This is a genomic window from Eubacterium sulci ATCC 35585 (assembly GCA_001189495.1).
Lineage (GTDB): Bacteria > Bacillota > Clostridia > Peptostreptococcales > Anaerovoracaceae > Eubacterium_B > Eubacterium_B sulci.
Genome location: CP012068.1, coordinates 423,996 through 436,673, shown reverse-complemented (window position 1 = coordinate 436,673; position 12,678 = coordinate 423,996). Strand labels below are relative to the sequence as shown.

Annotated in this window: 6 protein-coding genes and 3 pseudogenes; all 9 read right to left on the bottom strand. The window is 44.4% G+C overall.

The annotated features are described in order from the left end of the window. Positions 1 to 65 precede the first annotated feature (65 nt). The 9 genes and pseudogenes from ADJ67_02035 to ADJ67_01995 all read right to left on the bottom strand — a co-directional run bounded on the left by ADJ67_02035 (position 66) and on the right by ADJ67_01995 (position 12,671). Positions 66 to 1,496, bottom strand: a pseudogene (locus ADJ67_02035) (hypothetical protein). Between the two features lie 17 nt (positions 1,497 to 1,513). Further along, positions 1,514 to 2,386: a methyltransferase gene (locus ADJ67_02030; protein AKT46587.1), complete on the bottom strand. Its 873-nt coding sequence runs from the start codon at positions 2,384 to 2,386 to the stop codon at positions 1,514 to 1,516. Continuing rightward, positions 2,387 to 4,108, bottom strand: a complete 1,722-nt coding sequence (locus ADJ67_02025) for an arginyl-tRNA synthetase (protein AKT46586.1) — start codon at positions 4,106 to 4,108, stop codon at positions 2,387 to 2,389. Between the two features lie 79 nt (positions 4,109 to 4,187). Then, positions 4,188 to 6,575, bottom strand: a complete 2,388-nt coding sequence (locus ADJ67_02020; protein ID AKT46585.1) for a hypothetical protein — start codon at positions 6,573 to 6,575, stop codon at positions 4,188 to 4,190. A gap of 206 nt (positions 6,576 to 6,781) precedes the next feature. Next, a pseudogene (locus ADJ67_02015) lies at positions 6,782 to 7,033 on the bottom strand (hypothetical protein). Positions 7,034 to 7,063: 30 nt separating this feature from the next. Beyond that, positions 7,064 to 9,517, bottom strand: coding sequence for a hypothetical protein (locus ADJ67_02010; GenBank protein ID AKT46584.1), 2,454 nt, complete (start codon positions 9,515 to 9,517; stop codon positions 7,064 to 7,066). Between the two features lie 9 nt (positions 9,518 to 9,526). Then, a complete protein-coding gene (gene pheS / locus ADJ67_02005) occupies positions 9,527 to 10,549 on the bottom strand; it encodes a phenylalanine--tRNA ligase (GenBank protein ID AKT46583.1) in 1,023 nt (340 codons plus the stop codon). Between the two features lie 33 nt (positions 10,550 to 10,582). Further along, positions 10,583 to 11,035 (bottom strand): annotated as a pseudogene (locus tag ADJ67_02000) (hypothetical protein). Positions 11,036 to 11,537: 502 nt separating this feature from the next. After that, positions 11,538 to 12,671 carry a cell division protein FtsZ gene (locus ADJ67_01995; GenBank protein ID AKT46582.1) on the bottom strand — a complete coding sequence of 378 codons (1,134 nt, stop codon included), beginning with the start codon at positions 12,669 to 12,671 and terminating at the stop codon, positions 11,538 to 11,540. Between the last annotated feature and the right edge of the window lie 7 nt (positions 12,672 to 12,678).

Here is a 12,678-nt window from a genome sequence, read left to right as displayed (position 1 = left end):
GCATCTGGATTCATCGTTCTGATTAAATCCTCTTCAATCAGGTGCTTTGCCTCGCCCGCCGGAAGCCTATCCTTGTTTTCGCAGACGAAGGCATAGAGAATTCTGTAGATATCCTCCTTGCTGTGCGACTGCTTTTGGAATCCCTTCATGTAGTAGAAATCTGCAAGCATTTCGTAAAAGTCGAAGGAGCTATTTGATATCGAGCGCTCTATAAACTCAATCGACCAAGTGAATCCCCCGCGGTTATAGTAGAGGTCTAGAACCTTTTCTATCATCTTAAGCCGCGCTAGCTCCTTAGCCGAGATATAGCTATTGCTTATTACCTCGTAAGGCGCCCTGTCTCTCCATACATATCCGTGCTGCTTGCGCTCATCGTAGGCCCTTGTTCCTTTAAGAAGCTTTAGGAAGCCGAGCTGAAGCATATCAGGTCTTAAGCTGTAAACACGGTTAAACGACCTTGCAAAAGAATGGTAATTCTCAAGCGGAAGTCCAGCTATCAAATCGAGGTGAATATGAATATTCCTTCCCTCCTGTAGCTTTTGTACATTTGACATTAGCAAATCTATATCCGTGTCACGTCCTATAGCCTTAAGTGTTACAGGGTTTGTAGTCTGCACGCCTATCTCAAACTGAAACTGTCCCTTTCGAGCTTTTTTGAGCAGATAAATCTGCCTGTCTGTCAGAAGTTCACCACATATCTCAAAGTGAAAGTTAGTGATACCATTATCGTTTTCTATGAGAAATTTCCAGATTTCATACGACCTAGCTTCGCTGAAGTTAAAGGTTCTATCAAGGAACTTAACCTGCTTAACCTTATTTACAAGAAAGTATCTGAGCTGTCTTTCGACCTTTTCGGTGTCTAGGATGCGAAGTCCCTTTTCGACCGATGAAAGACAGTAGCTACAGCGGTATGGACATCCCCTAACGCTTTCATAATATATGACTTTGTCGCTCTCAAGCTCAAGGTACTCGTATGGAAACGGAAGCTGGTTGAGGTTCATAGGCTTTGACAATTCGTTACATACGATTTCTTCGCCAGACCTGTAGCATAGTGATTTTACCTCCGCAAGTCCGCTTGCTTTCAAATCAAAGCTAGGCTCTCCATCCTGCATGACAAGCGCCTTACAGAATTCAAAGAATCCGTTTTCTCCCTCGCCTCGAATGACAAAATCTATCCAAGGGTTTACTCTCATGAGTTCCTGCGTCTCAAAGCTCACCTCTGGTCCTCCGAGTAAAATCTTCGTATCTGGACAGGCCTTCTTTACCTCACTTGCGAGGATTTTGATTTCCTCAATGTTCCAGATATAGCATGAGAAGCAGATTAAATCATATCCGCCTCTTACGATTTCCCCATAGACATAGTCACTATCGTTGTTAATGGTAAACTCCTGAAGGCTGATATCAAGCCCCGAGCCTACTGAAACGCCGTAAAGGTATTTCAGTGCTAGGTTGGAATGAACATATTTAGAATTTAGGGTTGTAAGCAAAATTCTCATCTTATTCCTCATCAAAGCTAGAGCAGCCTGAAGCGCTCATCCTTGAGCATTCCTCTATCCTTCATTGCTCTCTCAAGCTGAGCGAGCATCAAATCCCTATCCTCTGGCAAATTACCGCGAAGCGATACATAGTTTGAAGCGTGGTTGCTTCTGAAAACGCAGCTCTTCTTTGGGTTTGCGTGCTGCATTAGAAGGTATGTTTCTTCGACCACCTCTTCACCGCTCAAAACCTCAAATTCGCCTCTTGCTATCTCATCTGTTATCGAAGCCGACGGATCTAGCATCAATGTCAAAAGGCTCACATACGATGCGTCCATCTCGCTAATCATCTCGCCTGTCTCTATCGCGTGCTCTCTCCAAAGCTCCTTACCTCCAAGTCCAGAGATAAATGTAACCGATGTACGTATGCCGTTTTCCTCTGCCTTATGAACGGCAGCCACGGTGTCCGCGCGCCCAGCGCCCTTGTTCACCCTCTCAAGCACAAGGTCGCTGCCTGACTCGGCGCCAATGTACGCAATCCCAAGGCCCGCCGCCGCAAGCCGAGCCAGGTCCTCAGGACTTTTGCGAAGGATGTCCTGAGCGCGCGCGTAAATGCCTACGCGGCTTACCTCCGGGAACAAAGCCTTGATATTCTCTAAAATGAACATCAGCTTGTCCGTTGATAAGCACATCGCATCTCCATCGCAAAGGAAGATTTTTTCTACATGCGAGTAGACGCTTCGCGCCTCAATCAAATCCTCTATTACTTCTCTAACGTCTCTAACCCTGAACTGCTTGTCCTTGAACATGCTGCAAAAAGTGCATTTGTTGTAGGCGCAGCCTATTGTAACCTGAACGAGCAAGCTGTAAGCCTCGCTCGGCGGTCTATAGATATTCCCCTCGTATCTCATCTACATACGCTCCGGCGCTTTCATTCCAAGCAAACCAATTCCTGTAGCAATAACTCTCTTTGTTGCGATTACAAGCGCTATCTTTGATGTCTTCTCAACCTCATCATCTACGATGATGTGCTCATCATGATAGAACTTATTGAAGCACTGAGCGATATCGATTATGTGCCTTGTGATGATTGAAGGCTCATACTTTTCACCAGCCTGCTCAACAACTCCTGGGAAGGCATAGATGAGCTTTGTTAGCTCATATGCGCTATCCGACTTTGCTAGAAGAGCAAAGTCAACATTCTTAGGATCCTGCGCCTTAGCTACGATATCCTCTCCAGCCTTGCGAAGTAGACTTGCACATCTTGCGTGAGTGTACTGAACATATGGTCCAGTTTCTCCATCAAAGTTAAGAATCTGGTCCCACTTAAATGTGTAGTCCTTTATTCTGTTGTTTGAAAGCTCATTGAAAACAACAGCACCGATTCCAACCTGTGAAGTAATCTCCTCTAGGTTTTCGATATTTGGATTCTTCTCTTCGATAATTTCTCTCGTTTTTTCGATTGCACCGTTTAGAACGTCCTCAAGGAATACTACGCGGCCGTGTCTTGTCGACATAGTTCCTTCCTCGAGTCTAACCATTCCAAATGGCACGTGAACGCACTGGTTAGCCCAGTCGTATCCCATTAGCTCTATAATCTTAAATAACTGCTGGAAGTGAAGGTTCTGCTGAGTTGCAACAACATAAATATTCTTATAGAAATCGTAGTTTTCCTTACGGTAAACAGCCGCCGCTATATCTCTTGTAATATATAGCGATGAACCATCTGACTTCTTAATCAAAGCTGTTCCTAGCTTATACTCTTCGAGATCTACAACCTGAGCTCCATTTGATTCATGAAGAAGTCCCTTGTCTGAAAGTTCCTTCTCAAACCTAGGCATCTTATCAGAATAAAAGCTCTCGCCATTGTATGAGTCAAACTCTATGCCTAGCATATCGTAAACTCTCTGGAATTCCTTGAGGCTCTCCTCACGGAACCACTGCCATAGTTCAACCTCTTCCTTGCTGCCCTGCTCAAGCTTTGTGAATATTGCTCTAGCCTCATCCTCTAGCTCTGGATGCTCCTCAACCTCAACATGGAACTTCGTGTAGTATCCTAACAATGTCTTGATAGGTGAGTTTATAACATCTTCGCGGTTTCCCCATCTTCTGTATGCACAAATCATCTTACCAAACTGCGTTCCATAGTCACCGAGATGATTGATTTTGAAAACATCATATCCAAGTGCATCGTAGATCTTGCTTAGTGAATTTCCGATAACTGTCGACCTGATGTGACCGATGTGAAAAGGCTTTGCAATGTTAGGTGATGAAAATTCTACAATTACCTTCTTGTTTCCACCGATGTCGCTTCTTCCGAAGTTTTCCTTTTCTTCTAGAACCTCTGAAACAGTTGACTTCATCATCTCTTCTCTAGAAACGAACATATTCACATATGCGTTTACTGGACTAACTTCTGAGAAAAGCTTCTCTCCCTGAAGCTTTTCTGCAAGTTCAGCAGCAATTAGATTAGGAGCCTTTCTCATCGTCTTAGCGAGTCTAAAGCAAGGAAATGCGTAGTCACCCATGGACTGGTCCTGCGGAATTTCAATCATTGATTTGATTTCATCCTCAGTAAGCCCCTCTAGATTCTTAGCTATTATTTCTGCTATCTCTTTCTTAAAATCTATCATTTTACACCTCAATATTTCACTAATATCATTCATATTACTGCACTAGCACATAGCAAGTATCCTTTGCTACTGCTATGCCTTACTTCTTTTTCATGCGCACAAGGGTTACGCCTTCTCCACCATCATTATATGAAGCAGCGCCGTATGAATCGACATACTTCTTTTTCTTCAGCATCTGCCTTATTCCATCTTTGAGTATTCCTCCGCCCCTGCCGTGGATTATAGAAACCATATCTAGTCCTGCCATGTAGACATCGTCGAGATATTTCTCTACATCCGCAAGCGCGTCCTCTAGGTTCTTACCCATGACATTTATGCTAGCAGAAACGCTTGATGACTTTGATCTCAAAAGTGAACCGTACTTGCTTGAGCTCTTAGCCTGTGGCTTTCTGTCCTTACCCTCGTTGATGAGCATAAGGTCTTGCAGTCTCGCCTTTACCTTGAGTGCTCCGATGTTTATCATCAGATTTCCCTTCTCATCTGGCAGGCTCAAAATAGTTCCATTTTGCCCGATGGTTAACAGCTTAACCCTATCTCCAATCTTTAGTGTATCAGCCGAAACCGGTTCACTGTTCACCTGCTTTACGACTTTCTCTGAAACCAGATCCTCTGCCTCATTTATCTTGCGCCTACTCTTTTCTAAAGCTCCAGTGTTAAGGTTTGTATGAGCACCTGACTTTTGCAACCTTCTAAGGTCTTTTTGCACGTCCTTGACAGCGCTCTTTGTCTCCCTCAAAAGTTCCCTGGCCTCGCGCTTAGCTTCTGCGATTATGTCTGCACGCTTTTCGCTAATAGCCTTTTCCTTCTCCTCGAGCTTTTTAAGTCTTTCCTCAATTTCAGCTCGCATGCTCTCTGCATCTAGTCTATCAGCAGCAGCCTTGCGTTTATCGTCTTCAATAGAGCTTATGACATTTTCAAACTCCATATCGCCGTGTTTGATATGCTCAGATGCTCTTTCGATTACGGACTCAGAAAGACCGAGCTTCTTTGATATCTCAAAGGCATTTGACTTTCCTGGCACGCCTATCAAGAGTCTATATGTTGGCGTCAGCGTCTCTACATCAAACTCCATCGCAGCGTTCTCAACACCGCTTGTTGCAAGAGCATACTTCTTTAGCTCGTTATAGTGAGTTGTTGCCATGGTCAAAGCACCGCTGTCATAGAAACGCTCAAGTATTGCTATTGCAAGAGCCGCACCCTCTGTAGGATCTGTTCCTGCACCTAGCTCGTCCACGAGAACGAGGCTGTCGTAGCTCGCCTTATCTATTATGCTAACTATGTTCTTCATGTGTGATGAGAAGGTCGAAAGACTCTGCTCTATACTCTGCTCATCGCCTATGTCAGCAAAGACCTCTCCAAAAATTGGAAGTGTGCTAGCATGCGACGCCGGAATATGAAGTCCGCTTTGTGCCATCATTACAAGAAGCCCCGCCGTCTTTAGACTCACAGTCTTACCACCAGTATTTGGTCCTGTAATTATCAGAGTTCTATAGTCTCCACCTATTCTGATGTCAACTGGAACCGCCTTCTTATATTCTATCAAAGGATGCCTTGCCGATATCAGTCTAAGCTCTCCATCTGCATCTATCTTAGGCTCGCTTGCATGCATCTTACATGAAAGCTTTCCCTTTGCCATGATAAAATCTAGCTTGGTTAGAAGCTCTAAATTGCTTCTTATCTCCCTATAGTGTTCTGCCACTCTTGAGCTGAGCTCCGCTAGAATTCTTGCAATCTCTAACTGCTCTTCAACCTCAAGCTCACGTAGCTTGTTGTTAAGTTCGACAACGCCCTGCGGCTCTATGAAAAGAGTTGCCCCACCCTTTGATTGATCATGCACCATACCTGGAAAGAAGGAGCGATACTCCTGCTTAACTGGAATTACGTACCTTCCATCTCTCATGGTTACAATCGTATCCTGAAGGTAGGTCTTGTTGCTCGATGAGGTGATGATTCTCGACAGCTTGTTCTTTATCGCCTGATTTTGCTGGTGAATGCTTCTTCTTATATCCTTGAGCTTTGGCGATGCATTATCAGCCATCTCATCCTCAGTCAAAATGCACCTTGAAATCTCTTTTTCGAGCGCAGTAAACTCAACGATTAGATCAGCCATCTCGCCTATATACTTTAGCTCAGGGAGCGCATCATCGTGCATAAAAGCAACAACCTCAGAGCTTATACCAAGCACGTTTTGTACCTCAAGGAGCTGTCTCATTGTTAGACTTCCGCCCTTTTTGGCTAGCAAAAGTGCTTCTCGAATATCATAAAGTCCCCCCGTAGGAAGCGGGCCTTTACGCACAATAAGGTCAACCGCTTCCGTGGTCGACCTTAATTCCTCTTTTATTATTTTTTCGCTAGTAAGAGGAGTCAGTTCATCCGCTAGCTTTGCAGACGCGGCAGATCCCATCTCACGCTTCAATTGCGCAATTATTTTTTTGTATTCTAATGTTTCTAGCGCCTTTTGATTCATTTCTTTGCCTTAAGTTTATCGAGCTCGTTCTTGAGCTTTATATTCTCCATCTGAAGATCAAAGAAGCTGTTCTCGTACTCGCTGCACTTGTCACGTAGCTCCTTCATTCTTGCTGCATCATCTTTGATTCTGCCCTGAAGCTCGCTCACATTTTCCTTATTGTTCTGTGAGCTCTTCTTTGACTGTTCCCACATCTGCATGTAGTACTTCATCTCTTCCTTGAGCTTTTCATTATCAGCTCTGAGTCTTTCTACCTCGTCCCTTGCAAGCATAAGCTCTTCCGTAATATTTACGGCTGCAAGAAGTGCCACTGAGCCATTTGCATTGTCAAGACCAGCCTTGCCTATGATGTTCATCTGCTCATCAACATGCCCCGCAATTTTCTGGATGACTTCTTCACTGTAGTCTCCGGCAATCGTATAAACCTGATTATAAATTTTTACATCTACCTTGCTCATTTTGACCTCCTCGGGCAGAACTCAGGATTTCTAATTATCTCTGATGCTCGCACCCAGATTATTCTTTAGTGCTTCTACAACCTTTGCGTGCGCTTCTTCTGTCTCAACATCGGTAAGAGTTCTATCGTCATGCCTATATGTCAAGCTATATGCGACGCTCTTCTTACCAGCTCCTACCTGTATTCCTCTATAAATATCAAAGAGCTTAACACTTCTTAGAATCTCAGTGCCCGCTTCCTTGATTACCTTTTCTATCTCGGCAACCGGAGTGCTTTCACTAACTACCATAGCGATATCTCTTGATGTTGATGGATACTTAGGTGGCTTAGAGTACTGAATTTCTCTACTTGAGAACTCAATCAGTCTGTCTAGGAAGAACTCTCCGCAGTAAACCTTATCACCGATTCCGTAGTTTGATGCAACATCAGGATGAACCTCACCCATGATTCCAAGCTCAACTTCTTCGCCCTTTTCTGTCACTTTGACAACTCTTGCGCATCTGCCCGGGTGGTAAATTCCATACTCTGACTCTGCTATATAGCTAACATCCTTGATACCCATCATATCAAACATGCACTCTACCATTCCTTTGAGAGTGAAGAAGCTCTCGTCCTTACCGTAAACTCCAATTGAAAGATCAAAGCTCTCATCTGGAAGTCCCTCTGACTGAATGTAGTTCTTGCTGAAAACCTTGCCTATCTCAAAGGCTCTAACGCCCTCTACACTTCTGCTATAGTTTCTTGCTAGAACCTCAAGCATGCCCGGTGTAAGTATGGTTCTCATAGCAGCTGTATCTTCTCCCATAGGATTGATGATATCTACTGTATCTCTCTCCCATGACTCTTCGTCTATTCTGCACGCATCAAAGATCTTCTGATTGATAAATGAGAATGTCTGAATTTCATCAGCACCCATTGCACAAAGTAGATCTCTAAGCTTTCTTCTTGTCTCCCAGCTCAAGCTGTTCTCAGCCTTAACATCTAGCTTAGGAAGTGTATTTGGAAGGTTATCGTAGCCGTACATTCTAGCGATTTCCTCTACAAAGTCAACTTCCTTAAGGATATCTTGACGAACTGTTGGAGCTGTAACTATCATATCGTCTCCAGTTCCCTGAACCTTCATCTCTAGAGACTCTAGTATAGCTACCATCTCTTCTCTAGAAAGATCAGTTCCAAGAACCTTGTTGATTCTGCTAACTCTAGCGCTTACCACCTGTGGGTGCTCTGGACTCTTATAGATATCGACTGAACCCTCTAGCACCTTACCGTAGCCAAGCTCATCTATCAAAGCGCAAACTCTGTCAGCTGCTTCCTCACAGAGGTTAGGGTCTATGCCCTTCTCATATCTTGCTGAAGCCTCAGTTCTAAGTCCTAGCTTCTTGGATGTCTGCCTTACTGAAGAGCCAACAAAGTTAGCTGATTCAAGAACAACAGTCTCAGTATCAGGCTTGATTTCTGAATCAAGCCCTCCCATAACACCTGCAACAGCTACAGGTCCATTTGCATCGTTTATCATAAGCATGCTGTCATCAAAAGTTCTCTCAACTCCGTCAAGTGTTGTGAACTTTGATCCATCCTCTGCGACATCTACAACGATTTTTCCACCTGCTAGACTTCTGATATCAAAAGCGTGTAGCGGCTGTCCGTACTCCATCATTACGAAGTTTGTGATGTCGACGATGTTGTTGATAGGTCTCATTCCTGCTGCAATGAGCTTCTTCTGAAGCCACCAAGGTGACTGCTCTATCTTCACGTCTTTGATTACTCTTGTTGTGTAGCGCTTACAAAGATCACTCTTAACCTCAACCTGTATGTAGTCTGATGACTTCTCTGTCAAAGTGTTGCATTCTGTCTTAGGATATACAAGTTCTCCGCCGAATGTAGCTGCAGCTTCCCTTGCCATACCTATCATTGAAAGACAGTCAGGTCTGTTAGGTGTTATCTCAAAATCTACAACTGCATCCTTAAGACCTAAAACCTCATCGATATTCTCTCCGAGCTTATCTTCATAGTTTCCTGAAAGGAGCCAGATTCCATCCTTTGATACAAGAGGTGCACACTTATCAGCTATTCCAAGCTCCTGTGGTCCGCACATCATACCATCAGACTTAACTCCTCTAAGCTCACCTGCGCTTATCTTTACGCCACCCTCCTGCTTTGGCTGTCCGTGAAGAGGTCCTGGAACCACGCTTCCGTCAACTGCCACTGGGACATAAGCCCCAACATAGAGATTGCTTGCACCTGTTACAATCTGAAGTTTTCCAAGCTTGCCTAAATCCATCTGGCAAACTACTAGCTTATCAGCATCTGGGTGCTTATCTATGCTCAAAACCTTAGCAATCTTGACATTTTCAATGCCCTCACCAAGGTATGAGATTGTTTCTATATTCGATCCGCTCATGATCATGCGGTCACAGAACTCCTTGTCCTTCGGCCACTTGTCGAGCTTAACATAATCCTTTATCCAATCTATTGAAACTAGCATCTGCGCCTCCTATTTGAACTGCTCAATGAATCTTGTATCGTTCTCATAGAGCAATCTTATATCGTCAATTCCATACTTCAGCATAGCGATTCTCTCTACGCCCATTCCGACAGCAAAGCCTGTGTACTTGTTTGTATCAATGCCGCCCGCCTCATGTACATGCGGATGTGTCATACCGCATCCAAGAATCTCAATCCAGCCGCTTCCCTTGCACACATTGCAGCCTTTTCCGCCACACTTAAAGCAAGATACGTCCATCTCAGCACTCGGCTCTGTAAATGGAAAGTGATGTGGTCTGAACTTCGTCATGGTCTTAGGTCCAAAGAGCTTCTTTGCCATAAGGTCAAGAGTACCCTTTAGGTCAGCCATGGTGATATCCTCTCCGACAACCATCATCTCTATCTGGTGGAAGGTATGTGAATGCGTTGCATCTGGTGTGTCGCATCTATAACATCTTCCTGGAATAACAATCATGTATGGAGGTGTTAACTCCTTCTCAGCTCTAATCTCTGCTGAAGAGGTATGAGGTCTGATAACGATGTCCTTGCTAATGTAGAAGGTGTCGCTCATATCCCTTGCTGGGTGAGTGGCTGGAGCATTTAGCCCATCAAAAGTATTAAATACCGTATCAATGTCTGGTCCCTCGTAAACCGAATATCCCATGCTGCGGAAGATATCAGTAATCTCCTCTATAACCTGAGTTACTGGGTGCTTAACACCGATTTTCTCCTTTACGCCTGGTTCGGTCACGTCTATAGTCTCAGCCGCAAGTTTCTCCTGCTTCACTCTCTCTTTGATTGCATTTGCTCTCTCCTCAAGCGCAGCAGCAATCTTCTCTTTTACTTCATTTGCAGCCTTACCGAGTTCCTTCTTCTCCTCTGGAGCAAGCTTGCCCATCGAACGCAGTACTTCTGTAATTTGACCCTTTTTGCCCAAAAATCGAATTCTGATTTCCTCAGCTTCTTTTTCTGTGTTTGCAGCGCTAAGCTGCTCACGCGCTTCTTCGAGCATTTTCTTTAGTCTTTCCTGCATAGTTTAAACCTCTTTCATAATTTATTACACTGATTACTCAGCTTGTTTTCTCTGTCTCATGCTCTCGTACATGATTATTCCTGCAGATACTGCTGCATTGAGAGAGTCTATCTCTCCGCACATCGGTATCTTCACAATTTTGTCTGCGGCATCAAAGATTTCCTCTGAAACTCCGCCTCCCTCGTTTCCGATAACGAGAGCTAAATCGCTATCTAGCTTCTCATCAAAGTAGTAGCTATCCGTATCAAAGCCAGTTGCTACGAGCGAGAGCTTATTATCTCTCACGAGCCTTAAAAGTTCCTCATTGCTATCTAGCCTAATGATAGGAACCCTGAATAACGAGCCTGCAGCAGACCTTATGACCTTGGCAGAATATACATCGGCCGTTCCCTTCATGACTATTGCTGCCATGAATCCTGCCCCATCGCAGGTACGAATTATGGTTCCGATGTTACCAGGATCCTGAAGCCTATCTAGGACAACAATGTTGCTACTCCTATCACTTTGGATATTGCACGCATCACCTACACGTTCATTGGCGAAGCCAGACCTTTCCAAAGTGCACTTCTCATGAAACGACCTAGCGTCTCCCAGTGTCTCAAAGCCCTGCATCTTAACTACTGCAATTATGTCTCTTCCGTTCTCTGTATCCTGAAGTTTATCAAAAAGAATTTCGTTTAAGAAGAAAATCTTAGCGCCTGTCTTCTGTAAGGCCTCAGCTAACTCTTGCGAAATATATGAGCTAAGCTCATATCCCTTCTCATCGCTATAGCAGATTAGAAGTTCTTTAATCTTCGCGTTTGCCCCAAGAGCATCTCTCAAAATATTGCTACCCTCGATTAAATATTCCTGCTGCTTCTCCCTATATTTGTGCCTGAGAAGCTTCAACCATGCCTTGAATCTTTGGTTATCCGGCGATTCTATATAGTTTGACATAATTATCCTTAAATCACGAAAAAGCCGGCAAGGCCGGCTTTATATATTTTTTCTATTTCTTGAGAAAAGATGGAATTCCGAACAATGAATCCTCTTCTTCGTCTACAGATGGGCCTCTATCAAAGATATCTCCAAGAGTTACTTCTCTTCCTGTGAGTCCCTCTTCTGTAGTAACGCGCTTTTCGTCAAGACCAACGGTATTGCTTGCCGGTCTGAAGTCTACCTTATCCTGGCTCTTAGCAAAGCCTGTTGCAATTACCGTTATTGAAAGTTCATCTTCCATATCGTCGCAAACAGCAGCACCGAAGATGAAGATTGCATCCTCGTCTACCTTCTCCTGAACCATCGATGTCATCTCGTTAATCTCGAGCATTCCGAGGTTCTCTCTACCAGCGATGTATAGAAGAACGGCGCCAGCACCTGAGATTGTTGTCTCAAGCAGTGGGCTCTCGATAGCCTGAGTTACTGCCTCAACAGCTCTGTTCTCACCGTTACCACGGCCAACACCCATGTGAGCTATGCCTCTATCTGTCATAACCGACTTAACGTCAGCAAAGTCAGTATTGATGATTGCGAAGTCAGAGATGATATCTGTGATACCCTGAACACCCTGACGAAGTACATCGTCTGCCTTGCCGAAAGCCTCAATCATTGTTGTGCTCTTGTCGCTTATGTCGAGAAGCTTGTCGTTAGGAACTACTACTAGTGAGTCTACGAACTCCTTTAGGTAGCCTAGGCCCTGCTCAGCTTGCTTCATTCTCTTGCGACCCTCAAAGGTAAAAGGCTTAGTTACAACTGCAACTGTAAGAATTCCCATGTCCTTGGAAACCTTAGCGATAATAGGTGCAGCACCAGTTCCTGTTCCGCCACCCATACCAGCTGTGATGAATACCATATCGGCACCTTCTACAGCATTTGAAATAGCCTCTATAGTCTCCTGTGCAGACTCCTGACCCATTCTAGGGTTTCCTCCTGCACCAAGACCTCTAGTAAGCTTCTCACCTATCTGGATCTTATTCTCAGCAGCACACTTATTAAGAGCCTGTCTATCTGTGTTTACTGCGATAAACTGAACTCCCTTTAGCCCTGCTTCTATCATACGATTAACAGCGTTACAGCCGCCGCCACCGACTCCGATTACTTTGATTACAGCGGAATTATCCTTTTCCGTTTCGAACTGCAGCATCTCAATG